Raw genomic sequence first — 24,654 nt, forward strand, 5'->3', positions numbered from 1 at the left:
CGCGGGAACGGAGTCAGTGGGGAGCCGTTTGCGCGAGTACCGTCGCGATGCCCTCGTGGGCCCGTGCCGCCGCGTACTGATTGCCGAGGCGCGGGGCCATGTCCAGCGCCTGGCGGTGCAGCCGCAGGGCCTCTTCGGGGAGGCCCGCGAGGCGGCAGGTCTCGCCGTAGCCGTTGAGGAAATGGATCTTCCAGTGCTCCTCGAACAACTCGTCGAGCAGGGCGAAGGCCTCCCGGTGGCTGGCCAGGGCCTCCTCGTACCGGCCCATCTGACGCAGCGCGACGCCCTGGCAGTTGAGGCACCACGCCTGATTGTGCAGGTGCCCGTCGTCGCGGGCCTGGGCCAGGGCCAGGCGGAGGTGTTCCGCCGCCTCGTCGGGTGCCTCGTGGGCGAGGGCCACGCCGAGGGTGAGCCGGGCCGTCAGGGCAGGCGGCCACGCCGGGTCGGTGTGGGGGGTGTCCAGTACCGCGCGGGCCCGATGCGCGGCCTCCTCGCGCTGGCCCAGTTGCAGCATCGCCCAGGCCTCGGACGCGGCCGCGTGGGCGGCGCCCGTCGGGCTGCCCGACTTGTCGTACAACTTCCCTGCCAGCCGGAAGAGTTCGAGCGGCTCCGTCACCTGTCCCGCGTCCCAGCTCAGGTAACCGCGGCGCAGGGCGAGTTCGGCCTCGGCCCGTGCGTCGCCCGTCTGGGACACCCGGATCCCCGCCGCCTCGTACGCGGCCGCGGCCTCCGCCATGCGGCCCGCGTTGTAGCGCGCGAAGCCCAGATCGCTGTGCGCCTCCGCCAGTTGCAACGGGTCGCCCAGACGTTCGGCGGCGGCGAGGGCGCGTTCGAAGAGGGAATTGAGGTGGGTCGTGCCGCAGCGCCGCGCGAAGTACGCGCGCAGGAAGCGCGGCAGCTCGCATACGTGCGCGTCGGCTCCGACGGCGGCCGCCGTCTCGAAGGCCGCCATCAGATTTCCGTACTCCGCGACCAGCCAGGCGAAGGCCGCGTTCTTGTCGGAGAACCGCGGCAGCTCGGCCGGCGCGCGCCCCGCTGCGGGAGGCCTGCCGGACGACAGGAACGGCATCGCCGCGTCGGCGGCGGCAGCCGCGTGTACGTAGTAGTCGAGCACCCGGCCGAGCGCGCGGCCCCGCTCCTCCTCCGAGTCCTGCTCCGCCGCGGCCCTGCGCGCGTGCTGGTGCACCAGGTCGTGCAGGCGGTACTGGCCCGCCGCGGGCTGCTGGACCAGGTGCGCGTCGAGCAGGTCCTCCAGCATCACCCTGGCGGTGCGCAGCGGCACGTCCGCCAGCGCCGCCACCACGTACTCGTCGAAGGACGCCCCGGGCAGCAGGCCAAGCATCCGGAACAGGCGGGCCTGCGCCCGGTCCAGCTGCCGGACCGACATGGCGAACGCCCTGTCGAACTCGCTCGCGCCCTCGGCCAGCCGCTCGGCCAGGATGCCCACGGTCCAGCCGGGCCGGTGCCGCAGCCGGGCCGCCGCCAGCCGCAGCGCCAGCGGGAGGTGACCGCACAGCCGCAGCACCTCCGCGGCGGACTCCGGATCGCGGGCCAGCCTGCTGCCGGCGCCGCCGGGGTCGCCGCTGGCGCGGGCCAGCAGCTCCGCGCTCTCCCGCGCGCTCAGCACGTCGAGCGAGACCGGGGGCACCTCGTCCAGGTCGAGGAGCCGGTTACGGCTGGTGATCAGGGCGACCGAGGGGCCCGCGCCGGGCAGGAGCGGGCGTACCTGCTCGGCGTCGGCGGCGTTGTCGAGGACCACGACGACCCGGCGGCGCGCCAGCTCCGACCGCCAGCAGGCAGCCAGCTGTTCGACACCCTCCCGCGGGACCCGTTCGGACGGGACGTCGAGGGCGCCGAGCAGCATCCGCAGCGCGGAGTCGGGGTCGAGGGGCGGCCGGCCTTCGGTGAACCCGTGCAGGTCCACATAGAGCTGGGCGTCCGGGAAGTCGGCGGCGAGCCGGTGCGCCGCGTGGATGACCAGAGCGGTCTTGCCGACGCCCGCCATGCCGTCGACGGAGACCGCCCGGTGACTTTCGACAGCGGTGAACACGGCGGCGAGCCGCTCCTCGCGCCCGGTGAAGTCGGACACGTCACGCGGCAGGTCGTTGCGGGGCAGGGCCCGGACCTGACGGCTGCTCTTCGGGGGCGCGGGCAACGGGGCCGAGGCCCGTTCCCACAGGGGTCGCAGCGGGCGGGGGTCGCGTTTCACCAGGCGGCAGAGGGCGACCACCGCGGGCCAGGGCGGGGCGGTCTGACCGTTGAGGTAGCGCGACAGTGAGGACGAGCTGAGGCCGGTGTCCCGGGCGAGGGCCCGTACGCCGAGCCCGGACAGCTCCTGGAGCAGGCGCAACCGGGCGGCAAGCTCGTCCTGAGGGTCGCCCTTCGCTACGTGCCCACGTTCGGCGGCTCGTCCTTGACCGTGACCGTCCATCGTTCCCCCGTGTTCCCGCATCCCCGTGTCCCCGTGTTCCCGCATCCCCGTGTCCCCGTGTCCCCGTGGCCCCGTGGCCCCGTGGCCCCGTGGCCCCGGCGCCGCGCGCCGCCGTCCCGCTCTGGCCGAAGTTTCCCGAGCCAAGTCGCCGCTGGTCAAGGCTTGTTCGGCTGTCCCACGGTGTCCCAGCACCGTGGTCCGGCCCGGCGGGGACGGCTGTTATGGAGTCACACCCCGAGGGAACGAGGAGAAAAACCAGATGCAGTCCCGTATGAAGAACCCCGCCGTCGTCCTGCCCGACACGATGCAGCCCATCCAGCAGCTCCTCAAGGCCACGCACGCCGGTGGCGTGGACGCTCAGACGCTGGAGCTGGTGCACCTGCGGGTCAGCCAGATCAACGGTTGCAGCGCCTGCGTCGACGGCGGCGCCAAGAGCGCTCGCAAGGCCGGAGTCAGCGACGAACGGCTTGACACGGTCGCCGCCTGGCGCGAGGCCCCGTACTTCACCGAGGAGGAGCGGGCCGCCCTCAGCCTGGCCGAGGCCGCGACGCGGCTGGCCGACCGTCCCGACCCGGTGAGCGACGAGGTCTGGGACACGGCCGCCACCTACTTCGACGAGAAGCAGCTGGCCGCGATCGTCCTGATGGTCGGCGTCACCAATCTGTTCAACCGGCTCAACGCCACGACCCGCCAGATCGCCGGCGCGTGGGGCTGACGAGCACCGGCCCCACGACGCCCTAGCCCCACCCGCACGCCCAGACGCCCTGTACGCCCAGACGCTCCGCACGCCCAGGAGATCCGCCATGAAGACCGCGCAGAAGTCCGCCATGTCCGCCAGGAGCGCCACCTCGACCGACACGACGTCCGAGCGGTTCACCGACGAGGAGCGCGGCGCGATGAAGGAGCGGGCCAAGGAGCTGAAGGCGTCCGCCCGCCGTGGATCACGTGCCGACAAGGCGGCGGAGGACGAGGCCGCCGTGCTGGCCAAGATCGCCGAGATGCGGGACTCGGACCGGGTCATGGCCGAGCGGATCCACGCCGTCGTCAAGGCGAGCGCACCGGACCTCACGCCGAAGCTCTGGTACGGGATGCCCTCGTACGCCAAGGACGGCAAGGTGCTCTGCTTCTTCCAGAGCGCGGAGAAGTTCAACGCGCGGTACGCGACGTTCGGCTTCAGCGACAAGGCCGAGCTGGATGAAGGCGCCATGTGGCCGGCCTCCTACGCCCTGAAGGAGCTGACCGCGGCCGCCGAGGCTCAGATCGGCGAGCTGGTGAAGAGGGCGGCGGGCTGAAACGGGAACGCGGCGCCGTTTCACGTGAAACGGCGCCGCTGTTTCACGTGAAACATCGAGGGGCGGAAGACCACCCGGTCTTCCGCCCCTCAACAGTGTGTGACGTGCGTCAGCCCTGTCAGCTCCGCTTGTCCCGGTCAGCCGCCTCTGCCTCGGCCTCGGCCTGCTTGGCCTGGACCTCGGGGTCGAGGGCCGCCTGGTCACTGCCGTCGACCGAGGTCAGCGGCGTGGTGTCCGGGACCTCCGTGGCCGCGGGCGGCTCGACCAGCCAGTCGGGGTTGGCCTGCTTGTCCCACCACTTCCAGGCGGCGAAGGCACCACCGGCGAGGATGCCGATGACGACGAACCTCTTGGCGATGCGTCCGTTCCTGGCCCGGCGCTCGTGCTTGCGGACCAGGCGCTGGATCTCCTTCGCCGAGACCTGACCGCGCAGCGCGGCGAGGGCGGCGGCGCTACGGGAAGCGGCCTCCTCGCGGACGGGCTGCGCGGCGGCCACGGCGGACTCGATCCGGGGCTTGGAGTAGTCGGCGGCCTGGCGGGCCGCCTTGCGGGTGCGGACGGCAGCCTCGTGCGCGGCATGGTCGACCTTCGGCGGCACGTGCGTACGCGCCTGCTCGACGCGGGGGGCGACGTGGGCGCCGTACTGGACACGGGCCTGTTCGGCCGCCTGTGACACCTTGGGTGCCAGCCGTGCACGCGCCTCATGGGCGTAGTGCGCGGCTCGGTCCTTGGCCGTGTCGGCGTATGGCGCCACCGCGTCCGCGGCGTGCCGCACGCTGTCCTTGGCCGAGCCGGTCGCGGCGCGCACGCTGTCGATGCGGGTCACGTGATCCTCCTCCTCGGTGGCGTATACGTATGTCACCTTTCCACCCTTTCAAAGATCATGCCTTCTGGATGGCTCCGAGGCCTGAAAGGGCGGGCATCCGGGTCAAGGACGCCGACTCCGGATGAACGGTGCGAGAAGAGCCTGCGCCGACCATGTCACGGATCGCCTCGACGCGCGCCTACTCGGTGGCTACTCGTCGCAATCCGGTCCGTGCGAGGATCGGGGTGTCACAGAAGACAACGGAAGGCAGATCGTGGCTGAGCAGCTTTACGCCACCCTGAAGACCAACCAGGGCGACATCGTGGTCCGGCTCCTGCCGAACCACGCGCCCAAGACGGTCAAGAACTTTGTCGAGCTCGCTCAGGGCGAGCGCGAGTGGGTCCACCCCGCGACCGGCAAGAAGACCACGGACCGCCTGTACGACGGCACGGTCTTCCACCGCGTGATCCAGGGCTTCATGATCCAGGGCGGCGACCCGCTGGGCAACGGCACCGGTGGCCCGGGTTACGAGTTCGAGGACGAGTTCCACCCGGACCTCGCCTTCGACAAGCCGTACCTGCTGGCGATGGCCAACGCCGGTCCGGGCACGAACGGCTCGCAGTTCTTCGTGACTGTGTCGCCGACCGCGTGGCTGACCCGCAAGCACACCATCTTCGGCGAGGTCACCGACCCGGCCAGCCAGAAGGTCGTGGACGCCATCGCGACCACGCAGACCAACCCGCGCACCGACCGCCCGGTGAGCGACGTGGTCATCGAGTCCGTGGTCATCGAGAACCGCGACGCCTGATCAGCGCGTACCCCCGCGTACGCGAGGGAACCGACCGCCCCGCCCATCCGTAAGGAAGGGCGGGGCGGCGCGTTGCCATGTCATGCCGTCACAGTGCCTTCGTACGGAGATTGAGGGGACCTCATGGACCAGGTGCCAGGCAGCCCGCAGGAGCCGCGGGGGGCGACGGGCCTGCCCGTCTGCTACCGCCACCCGGACCGTGAGACCGGCATCACCTGCACGCGCTGCGAACGCCCCATCTGCCCCGAGTGCATGATCAGCGCCTCGGTCGGCTTCCAGTGCCCCGAGTGCGTGCGCGACGGCTCGGGGACCGGTCACGCCCCGGCGGCCAACCAGCCGCGCACGGTCGCGGGCGGCACGGTCACCGCCGACCCGCGCCTGGTCACCAAGGTCCTCGTGGGGCTGAACCTCGCCCTGTTCCTGGTGCAGCTGGCCGTCGGCGACCGCTTCACCGACCAGTACGACCTGCTCGGGCGGGCGTTCGTCCCGGAGTTCGGATCGGTGGAGGGGGTTGCCGAGGGGCAGTGGTACCGCCTGGTCACGGCGATGTTCCTGCACGGCAGCATCATGCACATCGCCTTCAACATGCTGAGCCTGTGGTGGATCGGCGGCCCACTGGAGGCGGCGCTTGGCCGGGCTCGCTATATCGCCCTGTACATGGGCTCGGGCCTCGCGGGCAGCGCGCTGACCTATCTGCTCGAAGAGCCGTACAGGCCGTCGCTCGGCGCGTCCGGCGCCATCTTCGGTCTCTTCGGCGCGACCGCCATCCTGATGCGGCGGCTGAAGTACGACATGCGACCGGTGCTCGCCCTGCTGGCGATCAACCTTCTCATCACCGCTTTCTGGCCCAGCATCGCGTGGCAGGCGCACGTCGGAGGCCTCGTCGGCGGTGTCGTCATCGGCTTCGCCATGGTGCACGCGCCCCGCGAGCGGCGGAACGTCATCCAGTACGGCAGCTGTGCGCTGGTCCTCGCCGCGACCGTGATCATGGTGCTCGTCAGGACCGGACAGCTCACCTGAGCCCCTGTTGTCCACAGCGTGTGTTCGACCCTGTGCACGCGGTGGGGAACAACCGTGCCCCTTGTCGCTGACCTGGGTTTCCCCGGGAAGGACAAGGGGCGAGCGGACTCCGCGGAACCGGTGGGTCAGTCACACCGGCGTCAACCGGCGGAGAGTTATCCACAGATCTTCAGACCTTTTCCACTCGTGTGGATAGCGCTGTGGATAACTCAGGGCAAGGCTTGTGCGCGGAGTGGAGAAGTGCCTCGCGGCAGGGGCCGCGACGGACCTACTTCCACTGCGTCGAGACGCCGAATCCCGCCGCGATGAAGCCGAAGCCGACCACGATGTTCCAGTTGCCGAGCGGGTCGATCGGCAGCTTCCCGTCCGTGACGTAGAAGACGACGATCCAGGCGAGCCCGATGAGGAACATCGCCAGCATCACCGGAGCCACCCAGCTGCGGTTGGTCAGCTTGATGGCCGTCGCCTTCTTCGCGGGCGGCGGCGTGTAATCGTCGGCCTTCTTGCGGATACGTGACTTCGGCACGAGGGTCTCTCCTGTCGATGCGCTGCGTGGCCGCGCAGGGAACTGTGGTGTGACGCCGGGTGGGACTCCACGGGGAGCTGAGGCCTCCCCCGGGCGTCCGTTAGCGTAGTGCTTCCGCGGCGCTGAAGGAGATAAGGGTACGTTGAGCAATTCTGCCGACTCCCACAAAGGTGCCGGTCGCCGCATCCGATGGCGTCCGGTTCGGGTGCTTACGGGCGCCGTTTTCGCGCTCGCGGGCCTGATTTTCTTCACCAGTTTCAACACGGCCAAGGGCACCAACATCCGTACGGACGCGTCGCTGCTGAAACTCTCCGACCTGATTCAGGAGCGCAGCCACAAGAACGGCGCGCTCGACGAGTCCAACGGCTCCCTGCGCGACGACGTCGAGTCGCTGGCCCAGCGGGACAACGGCGGCACCAAGGCGGACCAGGCCCGGCTCAAGGCCCTGGAGGGCAACGCCGGCACCAAGGCGCTGAGCGGCAAGGCCGTCACGGTCACCCTCGCGGACGCCCCGCCCGACGCCACGGCCAAGCTCCCCGGCTACCCCGAGCCCCAGCCGAACGACCTGGTCATCCACCAGCAGGACCTCCAGGCCGTGGTCAACGCCCTCTGGCAGGGCGGCGCCAAGGGCATCAAGGTCATGGACCAGCGCCTGATCTCCACGAGCGCCGTGCGCTGCGTCGGCAACACCCTGATCCTCCAGGGCCGCGTCTACTCCCCGCCCTACAAGGTCACCGCCGTCGGCGACCCGGACAAGCTGAAGAACGCCCTCGCCGCGTCCCCCGAGATCCAGAACTACATGCTGTACGTCAACGCGTACGGTCTCGGCTGGAAAGTGGACGACGACGGGGCGGTGACTCTTCCCGGCTACTCGGGCACAGTGGATCTCCACTACGCGAAGCCCGTGGAGTAGCGGCCCCTGGGGGAGCTTGTGTCCGTGCGCGTGATGGTCAGGACGTTCAGCGAACTGTGCATCACCGTCGGCGCGTTGATCGTGCTCTTCGTCGTGTACGTCCTGTTCTGGACCGGCGTGAAGGCCGACAGCGCCATGGACACCCAGATCGACGAGCTTCAGGACCGATGGGCGCGGGCCCCGCTCTCCGAGAGGACCGGAAACGACCCCCTCGACGCCTCCCCGAAGAAGCCCGCCCCCTACGAAGACGGCGAGCCCTTCGCCGTGATGTACATCCCGCGGTTCGGTTTCACGTGGAACAAGCCCGTGCTCCAGGGCACCGGCACCGACGTACTGAAGAAGGGCCTCGGGCACTACGCGTCCACCGCCCAGCTGGGGCAGAAGGGCAACTTCTCCGTGGCCGGACACCGCCGCACCTACGGCGACCCCTTCAAGGACTTCCCGAAGCTGCGCCCGAACGACGCCGTCGTGTTGACCGACGGCGCCACCTGGTTCACGTACCGCGTGGACGGGGAGCCGTACAGGACCCTCCCCGGCGACATCGGCGTCATCGACGCCGTCCCGCGCAAATCCGGCTTCGACGGCCCGGGCCGCTACCTCACCCTCACGACCTGTGAACCGGAGTGGGGCCACAGCCACCGGCTGATCGTCTGGGCGCGTTTGGATGCCACCCAGCCCGTGGAGGCCGGGAAACCGGAGGCACTGCGCCGTTAGTCTGGTGCCGTACGGCGAGGGAGGACTGTTGCCGTACGCGACGGAAGGGACGGCATGTACGGCTGGATCTGGCGGCATCTGCCGGGAAACGCATGGTCAAGGGCGCTGATTTCGCTGGTGCTCGTCTTCGCGGTGGTCTATGTGCTGTTCCAGTACGTCTTCCCCTGGGCCGAACCGCTGCTGCCCTTCAACGACGTCACCGTGGACGGCCAGTGAGCGCCGCCGGCGGCACGGGCCGCAGCCGCAGTCGGATCCTCGTCGTCGACAACTACGACAGCTTCGTCTTCAACCTCGTCCAGTACCTGTACCAGCTGGGCGCCGAGTGCGAGGTCCTGCGCAACGACGAGGTCGAGCTGCGGCACGCGCAGGACGGCTTCGACGGCGTCCTGCTCTCGCCGGGTCCCGGCGCCCCTGAGCAGGCGGGCGTCTGCGTCGAGATGGTCCGGCACTGCGCGACCACCGGTGTGCCCGTCTTCGGCGTCTGCCTCGGCATGCAGTCGATGGCGGTGGCGTACGGCGGCGTGGTGGACCGCGCCCCGGAGCTGCTGCACGGCAAGACCTCGCTCGTACGCCATGAGGGCAAGGGCGTCTTCGCGGGGCTGCCGTCGCCGTTCACCGCGACCCGCTACCACTCGCTGGCCGCCGAGCCGACCACGGTCCCGGCCGAGCTGGAGGTCACCGCGCGCACGGAGGACGGCATCATCATGGGCCTGCGACACCGTGAACTGCCGGTCGAGGGCGTGCAGTTCCACCCGGAGTCCGTGCTGACCGAGCACGGCCACCTCATGCTCGCCAACTGGCTGGTGGAGTGCGGCGACACCGGGGCCGTCGCCCGATCGAGTGGGCTGGCCCCGGTGGTGGGCCGGGCCACGGCGTGACGGCCTTGCGCCCCGAGCACGACTCCTCCGGAGCCCCGTACGACGCCAATGGCGCGCACGGCGGCGGGTTCGCCCACGGGGACGCGGGGGCGCTGGAGGAAGCGGTCGATCACCTGGCCGATCCGCTGACCGATCCGCTGCCGGGGCAGCATCCGTCACCGTGGTTCCGCAGCGCGTCGGTGGAGCCGCGGCAGCAGAGCCCCGACCAGCAGCGGAGCCCCGTACAGCGACAACCGCGGCCTCAGCAGCAGCCGCAGAGCCCCGTACAACAGCAGCCCGAGCCGCAGCCGCAAAGCACCCCTAAACCCACGTACGAGCAGCTCTACGGCGCCTACGCCCCCGAGCCGATAGCCGACGACGAGACGGTGGGTCTGCGCACCGCCGACACGCGCCGTGCGGCGGAGCCGGGCGCGGGGCTCAAGGCCGGACCCGCCGACGGCCTCGGCGAGGGCAGGGCGGCCCGCCGCAAGGCCGCCAAGAAGGGCGGCGCGCGGCCCTCACCGCCTCGGCCCGCCGGGGCCCCGCTCTCCCGCCTGGAGGCCCGCCGCGCGGAGCGTGCCCGCAGGCCCTCGCCCGGCGCGGTCATCAGCCGGGGGCTCGGCGAGGTCTTCATCACCGTGGGCGTGCTGATGCTGCTCTTCGTGACGTACCAGCTGTGGTGGACGAACATCCGGGCCCAGCAGCAGGCGGACGGCGCCGCCCATGACCTCCAGGAGGACTGGGCGAGCGGCAAGGGCAAGCCGGGCACGTTCGAACCGGGGCAGGGCTTCGCGCTCCTGCACATCCCCAAGCTGGACGTCGTCGTGCCGGTCGCCGAGGGCATCGACAAGCAGAAGGTCCTCGACCGCGGCATGGTCGGCCACTACAACGAAGGCGCCACGAAGACCGCGATGCCGGACGCCAGGACGGGCAACTTCGCGGTGGCGGGCCACCGCAACACCCACGGCGAACCGTTCCGCTACATCAACCGCCTGGAGCCGGGCGACCCCATCGTCGTGGAGACGCAGGACAAGTACTTCGTCTACAAGATGGCGAACATCCTGCCGCAGACGGACCCCGGCAACACGAGCGTGATCGGCCCGGTCCCGCCGGGCAGCGGCTTCACGAAACCCGGCCGCTACATCACACTGACCACTTGCACCCCGGAGTTCACGAGCAAGTATCGAATGATCGTCTGGGGCAAGATGGCCGAGGAACGGCCGCGCAGCAAGGGCAAGCCGAGCGCGCTCGTCAACTAGAAGTGTGAGAACGGGGCAGAACCAGTGGCAGCCACGACCGAAGACGACGAGAAGCAGGCCGAGGCGCCCGCTCCGGCGCCCGCCCCACGACGCCGGGGCCGCGGCCCCCTCGCCCTGGCGGTCAGCGTCTTCGGCGAACTCCTGATCACCGCGGGGCTCGTGCTCGGCCTCTTCGTCGTCTACTCCCTGTGGTGGACGAACGTCGTAGCCGACCGCGAGGCGCACAAGCAGAGCGACAAGGTGCGCGACCGCTGGGCGGGCGGCCCGGGCAGCGTCGACACCAGGGGCGGCATCGGCTTCCTCCACGTACCCGCGATGGGCAACGGCGAGATCCTGGTCAAGCCGGGTACCGACAGCAAGCTCCTGAACGACGGCGTCGCCGGCTACTACAAGAAGCCGATCAAGTCGGCCATGCCCGAGGACAAGGAGGGCAACTTCGCGCTGGCCGCGCACCGCGACGGGCACGGCGCGAGGTTCCACAAGATCGACAAGATCGAGAAGGGCGACGCGATCGTCTACGAGTCGCGCGACAAGTGGTACGTGTACAAGGTGTACGCGACGCTGCCCTCGACCTCGAAGTACAACGTGAAGGTCCTCGACCCGATCCCCAAGGAGTCGGGCGCGAAGAAGCCGGGCCGCTACATCACGCTGACGACCTGCACGCCGGTCTTCACCTCCAACTACCGCTACGTCGTGTGGGGCGAGCTGGAGCGGATCGAGAAGGTCGACAACAAGCGGACGCCTCCGCCGGAACTGAAGTGACTCCCCGGCCGATTCGCTGAACGACGCTGTCGCTGAACGACGCCGTCGTTGAACGGCAGAGCCCCGGTACCGCTCAGCGGTACCGGGGCTCTGCCGTTGGTGCGGGTCAGTCCTGGCCGAGGTACGGATCCCGGTGGGAGTCACGCTGCGACAGACCGCCGATGAAGCCGCCGCCGTCGTCTCCGCCGCCGTTGCCGCCGTTGCCACCGCCGTTTCCGTTGCCGCCGCCGCCCGCGGTGGTCAGGTCGACCGCCGTGCCGGGCTCCGCCTTCTCGCCCGCGCCGGGCGTGGAGAGGACCACGAGGGCGTCGTCGTCCTGCGGGCCGGTGATGGTGCCGACCGACAGCCCGGCGTCCTCGATGGCCTTACGGGCGTCCTTGAGCTTCTGGCCCATCAGCGTCGGGACGGTGGTCTCCTCGGGGGCCTTGGCGACCTGGACGGCGACGGTGGAGCCGGGGTCGGCGGGCGTGCCCGCCGAAGGCGTGGTCTTGATGACCTTGCCCTCGTCCACCTCGTCGCTGGCGACGTCCGACCGGGTGGCCGCGAAACCGTTGGCCTTGAGCTGCTTCTCGGCCGCCGCGTAGTCGAGGCCGGTCACGTCGGGGACGTTGACCTGCTTCTTCTCCTCGGCGACGGTCAGCGTGATGGTCTCGCTCTTCTCGATCTTGCTGTCGCCCGGCGGGTCCTGGCCGATGACCTTGCCGGGGGTCCGGTCGGACTCCTCGGTCTCCCGCTCGATGGAGGTGAAGCCCTTGGCCTTGAGCTGGCTCCTGGCCTCCTCGTAGCTCAGTCCCTGCACATCCGGGACGAGGATCTTCGGGGAGCCCGTCGACACCGTCACCGTGACGGTGTCACCCTTCTCTACGTCGGCGTCCGCCTCGGGGGTCTGGTCACAGACCTCGCCCTTCGGGTACTTCGCGCACGCCTTGCGCTCGCCGACCTTGAACTTCAGTCCGACGTTCGTGGCCGAGTCCTTGGCCTCGGCCTCGGTCTCACCGACGAGATCCGGCGCCTTCATCTGTCCGTCACTGCCGCCGTCCCCGCTGAACGCGAACTTCCCGATGAGGATCGCCCCCACCAGGACCAGCACGCCCGCGAGGATCAGCAGCCAGGTCGACGCGTTGCTCTTCTTCTGACGGCGGCCGTGGCCGGCCTCGTCCGAGCCGTAGCCCCCCTCGGGGCTGACCGGCGGCATCATCGCCGTCTGGCCGCCGTTCTGCGGGCGCAGCATCGCCGTCTGCTGGTCGGCCCCGTAGCCGTCGGTCCCGCCGTAGCCGACCGCGCCCATGGCGGCGGTGGCGGCGACGGGCTGGCCGTCCAGGCACGCCTCGATGTCGGCGCGCATCTCGTCGGCCGACTGGTAGCGGTAGTCCGGGTCCTTGGTGAGGGCCTTCAGGACGATGGCGTCCATCTCCGGAGTGATCTCTCCGTCGAAGACGCTCGGGGCCTGCGGCTCCTCGCGCACGTGCTGGTAGGCGACCGCGACCGGGGAGTCGCCGACGAACGGCGGCCGGACGGTGAGCAGCTCGTAGAGCAGACAGCCGGTGGAGTACAGGTCGGAGCGGGCGTCGACCTGCTCGCCCTTGGCCTGCTCGGGCGAGAGGTACTGGGCCGTGCCGATGACCGCGGCCGTCTGCGTCATCGTCATGCCGGACTCGCCCATGGCGCGGGCGATGCCGAAGTCCATGACCTTGACCTGGCCGTTGCGCGTCAGCATGACGTTCGCGGGCTTGATGTCGCGGTGGACGATGCCGTTCCGGTGGGAGTACTCCAGGGCCTGGAGGATGCCGATCGTCATCTCCATGGCCCGCTCCGGCAGGAGCTTGCGGCCGGAGTGCAGCAGCTCGCGCAGCGTGGAACCGTCGACGTACTCCATCACGATGTACGGGATGGAGACCCCGTCGACGTAGTCCTCGCCAGTGTCGTAGACCGCGACGATCGCCGGGTGGTTGAGCGAGGCGGCAGACTGGGCCTCACGGCGGAACCGGGCCTGGAACGACGGATCGCGGGCGAGGTCGACCCGCAGCGTCTTCACCGCCACGGTGCGTCCGAGGCGGGTGTCGTGCGCGAGGTAGACCTCCGCCATCCCACCACGGCCGAGCACCTGGCCCAGCTCGTACCGGCCGCCGAGGCGACGCGGCTCTTCCATAGCTAATCCAGCCCTCTCCGTCGGTCCCGACCGCACCTTTGTGTGGTCCGGCGGTGTGCTGTCCGGGCATACCGTACCCGGCTCGACTTGCGTGACCCGGACGCGACCGTCAGCCGATACCGGACCGGTACCGCAACGTGCACCGATGTGGAGTGGCCGTGACGGGCGTCACTTCTTGCTCTTGATGACCGCTTCCATCACGGACTTGGCGATGGGGGCGGCGAGCCCGCCACCGGAGATGTCACCACGGTCGGCGTCGCTGTCCTCGACGACCACGGCGACGGCGACCGGCGACCCGGAGTCCGTCTTGGCGTACGAGATGAACCAGGCGTACGGGTTCTTGCTGTTCGCGACGCCGTGCTGGGCCGTACCCGTCTTGCCGCCGACGGTGACGCCGGGGATCTGGGCGTTGGTTCCTGTGCCCTTCTCGACGACCGTCTCCATCATCTGCTGGAGCTTCTGGGCGTTCTCCTTCGACAGCGGCTCGCTCATCTCCTTGGGCGAGTGCTTCTCGATGACGTCCAGGTTCCGCGCCTGGAGTTCACTGACCATGTACGGCTCCATGAGGGTGCCGTCGTTCGCGATCGCGGAGGCGACCATGGCCATCTGGAGCGGCGTCGCGGCGGTCTCGAACTGGCCGATGGAGGACAGCGCGGTCTGCGGCTTGTCCATGTCCTCCGGGAAGTGCGAGGCGTTGGAGCGGACGGGCACGAACTGCTGTTCGTTGAACCCGAACTTCTTCGCCGTCTCCAGCATCTTGTCCTTGCCGAGATCGGAGCCGATCTTGCCGAAGACGGTGTTGCAGGAGACCTGAAGCGCTACCCGCAGCGAGGCGTTCTTGCAGGGCAGGTCACCCTCGTTCTTCAGCGGGGTCGTGGTGTTCGGCATGGTCCACGGCAGCGGCGAATCCGTCTTCTCGTCGATGCCGTCGTACAGGCCGTGCTCAAGGGCGGCCGCCGCCGTGACCACCTTGAAGGTGGAGCCGGGCGGATAGGTCTCGCGCAGGGCGCGGTTGACCAGCGGCTTGTCCTTGTCCTTGTCGAGTTCGAGGAACTTCTCGGCCTCTTCGTTGGTGTTGCCCGCGAAGTCGCCGGGGTCGTACGAAGGGGTGGAGGCCAGCGCCAGGATCGCGCCCGTGGACGGGTCGATCGCGGCGACGGCGCCCTTGCCCTTGCTCTTCAGGCCGTCGTACGCGGCCTTCTGCGCGGCGGAGTCGAGGGTCGTGACGACATTGCCGCCCTCCTTCTTCTCGCCGGTCAGCATGTCGAGGGTGCGGCGGAAGAAGAGCCGGTCGTCGTTGCCGGTGAGGATGCCGTCGTCGATGCTCTCCAGCTGGGTGGCACCGATGCGCTGCGAGGAGTAGCCGGTGATGGGCGCCCACATGGGCCCGTTCTTCCAGGTGCGCTTGTACTTCAGGTCGCTGCCCGGGGTGGCCTTCGAGCCGGTGATGGGCTTGCCGTCGACGATGATGTCGCCACGCGGCTGGGAGTAGCGCTCGATGGTGACGCGGCGGTTCTTCTCGTGCTTGGCGAGGGTGTCCGCCTGGACGTACTGGAGCCAGTTGTCCCGGGCGAGCAGGGCGAGGACGAGCAGCCCGCAGAAGATCGCGATCCGGCGCAGGGGCTTGTTCACGGTCGGACCACCTGGGTCATTTCGGCGTCGGGGTTCGGGGCGGGGGTCGGGGCGGGGCGGCGCGCGGTGTCGCTGATCCGGAGCAGGATGCCGATGAGGGCCCAGTTGGCGATGACGGACGAACCGCCGTACGCCAGGAAGGGCATGGTCATACCGGTCAGCGGGATCAGGCCCATGACGCCGCCGGCGACGACGAAGACCTGGATGGCGAAGGCCCCGGAGAGACCGATCGCCAGGAGCTTGCCGAACGGGTCACGGGCGGCGAGGGCCGTCCGGACGCCGCGCTCCACGATCAGGCCGTAGATGAGCAGGATCGCCATCACGCCGGCCAGACCCATCTCCTCGCCGAAGGTGGCGAGGATGAAGTCGGAGTTGGCGGCGAAGCCGATGAGGTCGGAGTGGCCCTGGCCGAGCCCGGTGCCGAGGACCCCGCCGGAGCCGAAGGCCATCAGGGACTGGGCGATCTGGTCACTGTTGTTCAGGATCACCGTGTCCGAGAACGGGTTCAGCCAGGCGTCCACACGCTGTTGTACGTGGGGCTCGAAAGAGGCCACGCTGACCGCGCCTACGGCGGACATCAGCAGACCGAACACGATCCAGCTGGTGCGCTCCGTGGCGACGTACAGCATGACGACGAACATGCCGAAGAACAGCAGCGACGTACCGAGGTCGGTCTCGAAGACCAGGATCAGGATCGACATCGCCCAGACGACGATGATCGGGCCGAGGTCGCGGCCGCGCGGCAGGTACAGCCCCATGAAGCGGCGGCTGGCCAGGGCGAGAGCGTCGCGCTTCACCATCAGATAGCCGGCGAAGAAGATCGCGATGACGATCTTCGCGAACTCACCGGGCTGGATGGAGAACCCGCCGACCCGGATCCAGATCTTGGCACCGAAGACATCCATGCCGAGGCCCGGCACGAGCGGCAGCAGCAGCAGGACGAGGGCGCCGACCATGGAGATGTACGTGTAGCGCTGTAGGACGCGGTGGTCCTTGAGCAGGAGCAGTACGCCGACGAAGAGCGCGACGCCGATCGCGGAGTACATCAGCTGGTTCGGCGCGGCCTCGACGAAGTTCTTGCGCTGCTGGAGCTTCTCCGACTGGTCGAGCCGCCAGATGATCACCAGCCCGAGGCCGTTGAGCAGCGTCGCCAGCGGCAACAGCAGCGGATCCGCATACGCGGCGAACTTGCGTACGACGATGTGGCCGACGCCCGCGAGCAGGCCGAGGCCCATGCCGTAGCCGAGCATGCCGGTGGGCACCTTGCCCGTGAGCGCGAGGCCCACGTTCATGTAGGCGAACAGCGGGATGACGACCGCGAACGCGAGCAGCGCGAGCTCGGTGTTGCGCCGGCTCGGCGCACCGATCGCGCCGATCGTCGACGTGTGTGTAGTACTGCTCATGGCGTGCAGAGGCCCCCAACGGCTGCTTACTGCTTACCGCACAGCGGGACCAGCTTCTGCTCATCCTCGGAGAGGCTGGGGCCGGGTGTGGGAGTCGGTGCGGTCTTGGACTTGTTCTTGTCGGTCGGGTTGTTCTTGTCGTTCTTGTCGTTCTTGTCGTTCTTGCCGGTCGGGTCGGACGGGTTCGTGGTGGGGTCGTCGCCCGGGGCCTTGGACAGGCCGGTCGTGCCGCCCGCCTCGCCCTCACCGGTCCGTGCGTTGTTCTCCCGCTCGACCTCGCGGCGCTCGGCGTCCTTCTTGCACGCCGACGCCTGGAGGCCCAGCTCCTGGATCTTGTTCTCGGCCTCGTCGAGGTTGCCCTCGGCGATGGTGGCCTCGACCTGCTTGCGCTGGTACGGCGGCAGGTACTTGAGTTCGATCTCGGGGTGGTCCTTCTCGACCTTCGACAGGCTGACCCACGCCAGGTCCTGGTCGATGCCGCGGTAGAGCGCGATGTGCTCGTCCTTCGTGCCCACGTAGTACTGGGTCTGGGTCCAGCGGTAACCGCCGTAGAGGCCGCCTCCGATGACCGCGAGCGCGAGCACCGTGTAGAGGGATCTCTTGAGCCACTTGCGGTTGCCGCCGGGCTTCACGAAGTCTTCGTCGTCGTACGCCCCGAAGCCGCCCTCGGGGGCGTACCCCGTGGTGTCGCCGCTGCCGGGCGGGCCGAAGCCGCCACCCTGGCCGTGGGACGTCTGCGGCGGCACCGGGCGGCCGAGGCCGGAGGCGCGGCCCGCGGGCGTCTGCATGGCGCCGTCGTCCTGCGCCTGGAGCTGGTTCTCGGCGACCGCGCCGACCACCACGGGGGTGTCGGACAGCTGGCCGGCGAGGGTGTCGCCGCTGTCGATGTCCAGGACGTCGGCGACGATGACGGTGATGTTGTCGGGGCCACCGCCGCGCAGCGCGAGCTGGATCAGATCCTGCACGGTCTCCTGCGGGCCCTGGTAGGAGGCGAGGGTGTCCTCCATGGTCTGGTGCGAGACGACTCCGGAGAGGCCGTCCGAGCAGATCAAGTAGCGATCCCCGGCGCGGACTTCGCGGATGGAGAGGTCCGGCTCGACGTGGTCACCGCTGCCCAGCGCGCGCATCAGCAGGGAGCGCTGCGGGTGGGTGGTGGCCTCTTCCTCGGTGATGCGGCCCTCGTCGACGAGGCGCTGCACCCAGGTGTGGTCCTGCGTGATCTGCGTGAGGACGCCGTCCCTCAGGAGGTACGCGCGCGAGTCGCCGACATGGACGAGACCGAGGCGCTGTCCCGTCCACAGGAGGGCGGTCAGGGTGGTCCCCATGCCCTCGAGCTGGGGGTCCTCCTCGACCATCAGCCGCAGCTGGTCGTTGGCCCGCTGCACGGCCGTGCCGAGCGAGGTCAGGATGTCCGAGCCGGGGACGTCGTCGTCGAGCGTGACGAGCGTCGAGATGACCTCGGAGCTCGCCACCTCGCCCGCGGCCTGGCCCCCCATGCCGTCGGCGATGGCGAGGAGACGCGGGCCGGCGTAACCGGAGTCCTCGTTCCCCTCCCGGATCATGCCTTTGTGCGATCCGGCGGCGAAGCGCAAAGACAGACTCATGCGCACCTCGCCCGTCGGCTCCGGGTACATCCGCACGGTGCCCACCCTCCGGTCGGGAGCGCGCCGGCGTCCAGTGCCTGGACAGCCGCTTCGGCTCGCTCGCTCCGCTCGCGCTCTTTCATGACGTACTACTTCCGCAGCTCGATGACGGTCTTGCCGATGCGGATCGCCGTGCCCAGCGGAACGGGCGTCGGGGTGGTGAGTCGGGTCCGGTCGAGATACGTGCCGTTGGTGGACCCGAGATCCTCGACGATCCACTGGCCGTCCCGGTCCGGGTAGATCCTGGCATGCCTGCTGGAGGCGTAGTCGTCGTCCAGCACGATCGTCGAATCGTGCGCACGGCCCAGCGTGATGGTCTGGCCCTGCAGCGCGACCGTCGTCCCGGCGAGGATGCCCTCGGAGACGACCAGCTTGCTGGGGGCGCCGCGGCGCTGGCGGCCGCCACCGCCCTGCTGCTGGCGCTGCGGCGGTGGTGTGGCGGCCTGCTGCGCTCGGGCGGCCTGTTGCGGCCGCTCGCGGCGCGAACCGCGCTGTGTGACGCGCGTTCCGAACAGGTCGCTGCGGATGACCTGGACGGCCACGATCACGAACAGCCACAGAACGGCCAGGAAACCTAGCCGCATGACCGTCAGGGTCAGCTCTGACATTGCCCCCGCTTCACCCTTCGGCTTGCCGGTAAACGATGGTGGTTTGGCCCACGACGATCCGCGAGCCGTCGCGGAGCGTAGCGCGGGTGGTGTGCTGCCCGTCTACCACGATGCCGTTGGTAGACCCGAGATCCTGGATCGTCGAGGGCGTTCCGGTCCGGATCTCACAGTGCCGGCGCGAGACGCCGGGGTCGTCGATCCGCACATCGGCGTCGGTGCTGCGTCCCAGCACCAGCGTCGGGCGGGAGATCTGATGGCGGTTGCCGTTGATCTCGATCCAGCGCCGCACCTGGGCGCCCGGAAGTGGTCCGGCGCCGGGACCCGAGGGTCTGGCCGGTGCCGGGGACTGGCCGCCGGGGCGGCCTCCGCCGGGCGGCGGTGCCGCCGGCATGGGAGGTGCCCCGCCGGGACCCGCGGAGGGCGGCTGCGGATAGCCGTAACCCCCGCCGGCGCCGCGGCCGGGGGCCGCGGGGCCAGTGGGGGCGCCGGCGCCGGGGCCACCGGTGCCGGGGCCCGCGGGGGCGCTCTCCGGAGCCTGGGAGGTGCTGGAGGCGAGCGTGCGGCTGCGGACGCGATACAGGCCGGTGTCGAGATCCTCGGCCTTCTCCAGGTGGACCTTGATGGGTCCCATGAAGCTGTAGCGCTGCTGCTTGGCGTAGTCGCGCACCATGCCGGACAGCTCGTCGCCGAGCTGCCCGGAGTAGGGGCTCAGGCGCTCGAAGTCGGGCGCGCTGAGCTCCACGATGAAGTCATTGGGGACGACGGTCCGCTCGCGGTTCCAGATCGTGGCGTTGTTGTCGCACTCGCGCTGGAGGGCGCCGGCGATCTCGACGGGCTGGACTTCGGACTTGAACACCTTGGCGAAGGTGCCGTTGACCAGACCTTCAAGTCGCTGTTCGAACTTCTTCAGGACTCCCATGGGGCACCTCCTCCGTCGTAGTCATCCTGGTACTGCTTACTGATCGTATCCACGCGCCGGGAAATCGGCTGGTTCCCCCTGTCCGCCCAGTCGACGAGTGTCGCCTCTCACAAGGCATGCCCGCACCAGCCTCCAGGGATCCTCCCAGGACCCCTGACGTGGCCCTGATTTCCGGATCAGGAAACCCTTCCGGGCAGCTGTCGGGGACGGCTGCCCGAGTCTCCTCTTACCAGGGATCGTAGAGGGGGCCCCGAGCCAGTGTCCCGCACCTGGCGCCGGTCCCCGGCGAGCTCGCCGGGGACGGCCCGACTTGCGGACCGGATCGCGGCCTGGGTCGCGGTCCGGATCGCGGTACGGGTCGTGGCCCCCGGCTTGTCCGAGGGTGGGCCCCTTGGCAGGTGCCCGCCGAATACGGATGTGAATCCACCCTCGGCAGCGTGCTAATCTTCTGGATGTCGGCAGGCGCTCGCACCACACAGTGAGAGGCCCAAAGACAGCACCCATGCGCGGGTGGCGGAATAGGCAGACGCGCTGGATTCAGGTTCCAGTGCCCGCAAGGGCGTGGGGGTTCAACTCCCCCCTCGCGCACCACGAGGAAGCGGTCCTCCTCCGGATGAAAGTCCGGTAGGGGGCCGCTTCTTTTTGTTGTGTCTGCTGGTGTGTCTGTTGTTGTGCCCGGCGGCGCGGTGATGTATGTCACTGGAGTTATCCACAGGCTCTGACGGGCATCGGCGCGCGGCGGTACTTTCGAGGCCTGGGTCGCTTTCGAGGCCCGGGTCGGTGACGGTCGGCGGGGGCGATGGGCATGGCGCAGCGGGTTGAGGGCGGGCGCGGGACGGTTCCTGGGCAGCGGGGCCAGCGGGGGCGGGCCGGTGTGAGGTTGCCGGAGGTGCCGGGGTTCGCGGCCTGGCCCACGGCAGCGCAGGAGTCGCCCAAGGGCGAGGGCAAGGCGCTGCGGGGGCGGGTCCCGCGCTCGGAGCACGCGCGGTTCGAGGTGGGCGCCGGGCGGCCCGACGCCGTGGCGGCCGTGGAGGAGTCGAACCGCAGCAGGCTCCCCGAGCTGGCGCCGATCCGGGTCGGCAGGATGACCGCCTCTCCCTTCGCGTTCCTGCGGGGCTCCGCGGGACTCATGGCGTACGACCTCGCGCGCGCCCCGTTGACCGGCATCGGCGCACAGATATGCGGGGACGCGCACGCGGCGAACTTCGGGCTGTACGCGGACGCGCGGGGCGGGCTCGTCATCGACCTCAACGACTTCGACGAGACGGCGCACGGCCCCTGGGAGTGGGACCTCAAGCGCCTTGCCACCTCCCTGGTGCTCGCGGGGCGCGAGGCCGGCGCGAGCGAGGACGTCTGCGCGGAGGCCGCACTGGACGCGGCGGGGGCCTACCGCCGCACCATGCGGCTGCTCGCGAAGCTGCCCGCCCTGGACGCGTGGAACGCCATCGCGGACGAGGAGTTGGTCTCGCACACGGACGCGCGTGATCTCCTCGGCACGCTGGAGCGGGTCTCCGAGAAGGCCCGGCAGAACACGAGCGCCAGGTTCGCCGCGAAGGCGACGGAGCCGGTCGAGGGCGATGACGGCTCCGTGGGGCGACGGTTCGTCGACGCCCCGCCCGTGCTGCGGCGCGTACCGGACGCGGAGGCGGCCGCGGTCGCCTCCTCCCTGGAGGGGTACCTGGGGACGCTCGCCGAGGACCGGCTGCCGCTGATCGGGCGGTACGCGATCCAGGACGTGGCGTTCCGGGTCGTGGGCACGGGAAGCGTCGGCCTGCGGTCGTACGTGGTGCTGCTGCTCGATCACCGGGGCGAGCCACTGGTCCTCCAGGTCAAGGAGGCGCGGCCCTCGGCGCTGCTTCCGCATCTGCCGGAGGCGGGCTTCGAGGCGCCCGCGGCCACGCACGAGGGGCAGCGGGTGGTGCTCGGACAGAAGCGGATGCAGGTCGTCAGCGACTTCCTGCTCGGGTGGACGAGGGTGGACGGTCTGCCTTTCCAGGTACGCCAGTTCAGGAACCGCAAGGGCAGCGTGGACCCGGTGTCGCTGACCGCCGATCAGATCGACGACTACGGCCGAATGACCGGCGCCCTGCTGGCCCGCGCCCACGCGCACAGCGCCGATCCGCGCCTCATAGCGGGGTACTGCGGCAAGGGTGACGTGCTGGACACGGCGATCTCGCGGTTCGCGACGGCGTACGCGGATCGTACGGAGGCGGATCACGCGCTGCTGGTGCGGGCGGTCAAGGAGGGGCGGGTGGCTGCTGAGGTGGGGGTGTGAGGTGCGGTGCCTGCTTCCTGGGGGACGGTCGGCGCGGTGGACGGCCGTGTATCCGGGGCGGGCGGCTCTGTGGCCTACGCTGGACGGGTGACGATGCCGGAAGCCGAGCCGACGCAGCCCGAGACGCCTGAGACACCCGAGACTCCCGGCGAGGGGGCGGGGCGGCCGGGTTCCGGTGGGCGGCTCAAGGACCAGCTCAAGGAGCGGCTCAGGGCGCGGTACGAGGAGCCGGGTGCGGAACCGGGCGCGGAACCGGTCGAAGAGCGGGCCGAGCGGCCCGAGGCGCGGCTCGAAAGGGCCGTACGCGCCGCCGAGCAGGCGCTGATCGAGTACGAGATCGCGTTGGAGACCTTCCGGGTGGAGGTCGAGAACTTCTCCCGCCTGCACCACCAGAAGCTCGGCCCGATGTACGCGCGCCTCGACGAACTGGACGCACGGATCGCCGAGGCCACCGCCGCCCGTACGGGCGACCCCGAGGACCGGCGCAAGGCGGACGAGGCGCGGGCTCGGGTGATGCCGATGCCGGGCATCGAGGAGCTGTTCCACGGCTGGATGGACGACGAGGGGCTCCACCCCGAGGCGGCGGCGATGCTGACCGATCAGTCGGTGCGGCCGCCGCAGCGCGTGCGCCCTGGCGAGGAGGCCCGCAAGCTCTACCGCGATCTGGCCCGCAAGGCGCATCCGGACCTGGCGCAGGAGGAGGGCGAGCGGCAGCGGCGCGAGGAGTTCATCACGCGCGTCAACGCCGCGTACGCCCGTGGTGACGAGGCGATGCTGCGGGAGCTTTCCGAGGAGTGGGCCGCGGGTCCCGTGCCGGAGGAGCAGCGCCTCACGCGCAGCGAGGAGCTGTACGCCAGGCTCGAATGGCTCGCCCAGCGCAAGGAACTCCTCTCCGTCCTCGCCAAGGATCTGGAGGAGAGCGCGATCGGCGGGATGCTGCGGATCGCCCCGGACGACCCCGACGCGCTCCTCGACGAGATCGCCGAGCAGTTGCTCGCGCAGGTCGCCGAGCGGGAGGCCGAGCTGGAGCGGCTGACCGCGTCACCCTGACCGATGCGTCGAGCAGTCCCGTCCGTGAGCAGTCCCGTCCGCGGGCCGTTACCGGTCGGGTAGCGTCGGGGTATGGCTTTCGGATCTCATGTGCCCACCGTCGGCGTCGACGACCTCACGAACGACGACTTTCTGCTGGACGTCCGGGAGGACGACGAATGGCAGGCGGGCCACGCCGCGGGCGCGCTGCACATTCCGATGAGTGAATTCGTCGCCCGGTACGGCGAGTTGACCGAGGCCGCGCCGCAGGACGGCAGGGTCAACGTCATCTGCCGGTCCGGCGGGCGCTCCGCCCAGGTCACGATGTACCTCGGGCAGCAGGGCATCGACGCGGTGAATGTCGCCGGGGGCATGGAGGCCTGGGAGGCCTCCGGGCGACCGGTCGTCGACGACGAGGGACAGCCGGGCACCGTCGTCTGAGTGTTCTCGGCGTCTCAGCTGAGCGCGTGGGCCGCCAGGAGGTCGCCCAGGGCCTCCTCGTGCGCTGCCGCCGGGCCGAGGGAGAGTTCCAGGTGCTTGGCCCAGGCGTGGTAGCGGTGCAGAGGGTAGTCGGTGTCGGCGCCGAAGCCTCCGTGCAGGTGCTGGGCCGTCTGCACGACCCTGCGTACGCCGTCCGACGCCCAGATCTTGGCGACCGCCACGTCTCCCGCTACGGGCAGGGCGCTGTCCGTAGCGGTGCTGACGCGCCAGGCGGCCTGCCAGAGGGTGGCCTCCATGGCGCGCAGGTCGATGTAGCGGTCGGCGGCCTGCACCGCCACGGCCTGGAACGTGGCGACAGGGTGCCCGAACTGCTCCCGCTTGCTGGTGTATTCACCGGTCATACGGAGGACGCGCTCACCCAGGCCCAGGGCGAGCGCGCAGGTGCCGGTGGCGAGCAGGTCGCGCAGCCGGTCCCAGGCGCCGTCGGTCTCGACGACGTCGGACGCGGCGACGCGCACGGCCTCCAGCCGCAGCTCGCCCAGGCGCTCACCGCTGGTGGAGCACTGCTCGGCGAGGGTGAGGCCCTCATGGACGCGCGGGACGAGGGCGAGTACGGCGCGGCCCTCGGGGGTGCGGGCGGGCAGGACGACGAGGTCGGCGTTGTGCGCCCAGGGCACGGCCGTCTGGAGTCCGTCCAGGAGCCAGTCGTCGCCGTCGCGCTGGGCGGTGACGGCGAGTTCGGCGGGATCGTGGCCGGTGCGGCCGCTGGCGGCGACCGTGAGGACGAGCTGCCCGCGGGCGGCCCGCGGCAGGACCCGCCGCTTCAACTCGGCGCTGCCATAAGCCTGTACGGCCGACGCGGCGGCGCTGCTCTCCAGGAGCGGCACCCGTGCGAGGACCTTCGCGGACTCGCGGAGCACCAGGCACAGGGCGATCGGGTCGAGGCCCACGCCGCCGTGCTCGGCATCGACGAGCAGGCCGAGCAGGTCGGCGTCCGCGAGCCTGGACCACAGGGCGCGGTCGAAGTCCTCGGCGACGGCACCGGGCGTGAGGGCGGGGCTCGGCACCCCGTCCGGCGTGACGTCGGCGAAGAGCGCCTTGGCCGCCTCGACCACCGCCTGCTGTTCCTCGGTGAAGGTGAAGTCCACTGCCTGTCCTCCCGTACACC

At 70.2% G+C, this 24,654-nt stretch carries 23 protein-coding genes and 1 tRNA gene; 14 read left to right on the top strand and 10 right to left on the bottom strand.

Features of this window, described 5'->3' with window-relative positions:
- Positions 1-13 precede the first annotated feature (13 nt).
- Positions 14-2,431, bottom strand: a complete 2,418-nt coding sequence (locus tag CP975_RS17780; RefSeq protein WP_055527479.1) for a helix-turn-helix domain-containing protein — start codon at positions 2,429-2,431, stop codon at positions 14-16.
- Between the two features lie 259 nt (positions 2,432-2,690).
- Here CP975_RS17780 and CP975_RS17785 point away from each other — a divergent pair, with 259 nt between their 5' ends.
- Positions 2,691-3,146, top strand: a complete 456-nt coding sequence (locus CP975_RS17785; RefSeq protein ID WP_055528380.1) for a carboxymuconolactone decarboxylase family protein — start codon at positions 2,691-2,693, stop codon at positions 3,144-3,146.
- 112 nt (positions 3,147-3,258) lie between these two features.
- Positions 3,259-3,723, top strand: coding sequence for an iron chaperone (locus CP975_RS17790; protein WP_246201796.1), 465 nt, complete (start codon positions 3,259-3,261; stop codon positions 3,721-3,723).
- A 118-nt stretch (positions 3,724-3,841) separates the two neighbouring features.
- On the opposite strand, the gene CP975_RS17795 is transcribed toward CP975_RS17790, so the two are convergent.
- Positions 3,842-4,549 carry a DUF5324 family protein gene (locus CP975_RS17795; protein WP_055528393.1) on the bottom strand — a complete coding sequence of 236 codons (708 nt, stop codon included), beginning with the start codon at positions 4,547-4,549 and terminating at the stop codon, positions 3,842-3,844.
- A gap of 253 nt (positions 4,550-4,802) precedes the next feature.
- Between CP975_RS17795 and CP975_RS17800 the strand changes: the two genes are divergently transcribed.
- Positions 4,803-5,336: a peptidylprolyl isomerase gene (locus tag CP975_RS17800; RefSeq protein ID WP_055528383.1), complete on the top strand. Its 534-nt coding sequence runs from the start codon at positions 4,803-4,805 to the stop codon at positions 5,334-5,336.
- A gap of 123 nt (positions 5,337-5,459) precedes the next feature.
- Positions 5,460-6,356, top strand: coding sequence for a rhomboid family intramembrane serine protease (locus CP975_RS17805; protein WP_055528384.1), 897 nt, complete (start codon positions 5,460-5,462; stop codon positions 6,354-6,356).
- Positions 6,357-6,624: 268 nt separating this feature from the next.
- On the opposite strand, the gene crgA is transcribed toward CP975_RS17805, so the two are convergent.
- Positions 6,625-6,882: a cell division protein CrgA gene (gene crgA / locus CP975_RS17810; RefSeq protein WP_030790466.1), complete on the bottom strand. Its 258-nt coding sequence runs from the start codon at positions 6,880-6,882 to the stop codon at positions 6,625-6,627.
- 142 nt (positions 6,883-7,024) lie between these two features.
- Between crgA and CP975_RS17815 the strand changes: the two genes are divergently transcribed.
- From CP975_RS17815 to CP975_RS17840, 6 genes are read left to right on the top strand one after another with little or no spacing between them, the layout of a single operon-like run.
- Positions 7,025-7,795 (top strand): DUF881 domain-containing protein, encoded by a 771-nt coding sequence (locus CP975_RS17815; RefSeq protein WP_055528385.1) that lies wholly within the window; start codon positions 7,025-7,027, stop codon positions 7,793-7,795.
- Positions 7,796-7,819: 24 nt separating this feature from the next.
- On the top strand, positions 7,820-8,509 hold the full coding sequence (locus CP975_RS17820) for a class E sortase (RefSeq protein WP_246201542.1): 690 nt from the start codon (positions 7,820-7,822) through the stop codon (positions 8,507-8,509).
- Positions 8,510-8,563: 54 nt separating this feature from the next.
- Positions 8,564-8,725, top strand: coding sequence for a hypothetical protein (locus CP975_RS17825; protein ID WP_030790461.1), 162 nt, complete (start codon positions 8,564-8,566; stop codon positions 8,723-8,725).
- Positions 8,722-9,387, top strand: coding sequence for an aminodeoxychorismate/anthranilate synthase component II (locus CP975_RS17830; RefSeq protein ID WP_055528388.1), 666 nt, complete (start codon positions 8,722-8,724; stop codon positions 9,385-9,387). Before CP975_RS17825 ends, CP975_RS17830 begins: the two co-directional genes overlap by 4 nt.
- Positions 9,384-10,625 (top strand): class E sortase, encoded by a 1,242-nt coding sequence (locus CP975_RS17835; protein WP_055528389.1) that lies wholly within the window; start codon positions 9,384-9,386, stop codon positions 10,623-10,625. The genes CP975_RS17830 and CP975_RS17835 overlap by 4 nt, the downstream gene beginning before the upstream one ends.
- Positions 10,626-10,649: 24 nt before the next feature.
- Entirely contained in the window at positions 10,650-11,387 is a 738-nt protein-coding gene (locus CP975_RS17840) for a class E sortase (RefSeq protein WP_055528390.1), read from the top strand.
- Between the two features lie 106 nt (positions 11,388-11,493).
- Here the strand turns inward: CP975_RS17840 and pknB are convergent, their stop codons facing one another.
- The 6 genes from pknB to CP975_RS17875 all read right to left on the bottom strand — a co-directional run bounded on the left by pknB (position 11,494) and on the right by CP975_RS17875 (position 19,741).
- Positions 11,494-13,536 carry a Stk1 family PASTA domain-containing Ser/Thr kinase gene (gene pknB / locus CP975_RS17845; RefSeq protein ID WP_055528391.1) on the bottom strand — a complete coding sequence of 681 codons (2,043 nt, stop codon included), beginning with the start codon at positions 13,534-13,536 and terminating at the stop codon, positions 11,494-11,496.
- A gap of 168 nt (positions 13,537-13,704) precedes the next feature.
- Positions 13,705-15,168, bottom strand: coding sequence for a peptidoglycan D,D-transpeptidase FtsI family protein (locus CP975_RS17855; protein ID WP_055528392.1), 1,464 nt, complete (start codon positions 15,166-15,168; stop codon positions 13,705-13,707).
- Positions 15,165-16,571, bottom strand: coding sequence for an FtsW/RodA/SpoVE family cell cycle protein (locus CP975_RS17860; protein ID WP_150477098.1), 1,407 nt, complete (start codon positions 16,569-16,571; stop codon positions 15,165-15,167). Before CP975_RS17860 ends, CP975_RS17855 begins: the two co-directional genes overlap by 4 nt.
- Before the next feature lie 26 nt (positions 16,572-16,597).
- Positions 16,598-18,175, bottom strand: a complete 1,578-nt coding sequence (locus tag CP975_RS17865) for a Stp1/IreP family PP2C-type Ser/Thr phosphatase (protein WP_199783222.1) — start codon at positions 18,173-18,175, stop codon at positions 16,598-16,600.
- 128 nt (positions 18,176-18,303) lie between these two features.
- Entirely contained in the window at positions 18,304-18,822 is a 519-nt protein-coding gene (locus CP975_RS17870) for an FHA domain-containing protein FhaB/FipA (protein WP_030790435.1), read from the bottom strand.
- Positions 18,823-18,832: 10 nt separating this feature from the next.
- The gene (locus CP975_RS17875) at positions 18,833-19,741 is read right to left on the bottom strand and encodes an FHA domain-containing protein (RefSeq protein WP_055536035.1); all 909 of its coding nucleotides are present in this window, start codon (positions 19,739-19,741) and stop codon (positions 18,833-18,835) included.
- Between the two features lie 504 nt (positions 19,742-20,245).
- Here CP975_RS17875 and CP975_RS17880 point away from each other — a divergent pair.
- From CP975_RS17880 to CP975_RS17895, 4 genes are all read left to right on the top strand, one after another.
- A tRNA-Leu gene (locus CP975_RS17880) sits at positions 20,246-20,332 on the top strand.
- Between the two features lie 214 nt (positions 20,333-20,546).
- Positions 20,547-22,016, top strand: a complete 1,470-nt coding sequence (locus tag CP975_RS17885) for a DUF2252 domain-containing protein (protein ID WP_167532705.1) — start codon at positions 20,547-20,549, stop codon at positions 22,014-22,016.
- A 93-nt stretch (positions 22,017-22,109) separates the two neighbouring features.
- A complete protein-coding gene (locus CP975_RS17890; RefSeq protein WP_246201797.1) occupies positions 22,110-23,066 on the top strand; it encodes a hypothetical protein in 957 nt (318 codons plus the stop codon).
- A gap of 72 nt (positions 23,067-23,138) precedes the next feature.
- Positions 23,139-23,486: a rhodanese-like domain-containing protein gene (locus CP975_RS17895; protein WP_150477100.1), complete on the top strand. Its 348-nt coding sequence runs from the start codon at positions 23,139-23,141 to the stop codon at positions 23,484-23,486.
- A 14-nt stretch (positions 23,487-23,500) separates the two neighbouring features.
- On the opposite strand, the gene CP975_RS17900 is transcribed toward CP975_RS17895, so the two are convergent.
- A complete protein-coding gene (locus tag CP975_RS17900; protein WP_055534794.1) occupies positions 23,501-24,634 on the bottom strand; it encodes an acyl-CoA dehydrogenase family protein in 1,134 nt (377 codons plus the stop codon).
- Positions 24,635-24,654 lie beyond the last annotated feature (20 nt).

This window comes from Streptomyces alboniger (genome assembly GCF_008704395.1).
Taxonomy (GTDB): domain Bacteria; phylum Actinomycetota; class Actinomycetes; order Streptomycetales; family Streptomycetaceae; genus Streptomyces; species Streptomyces alboniger.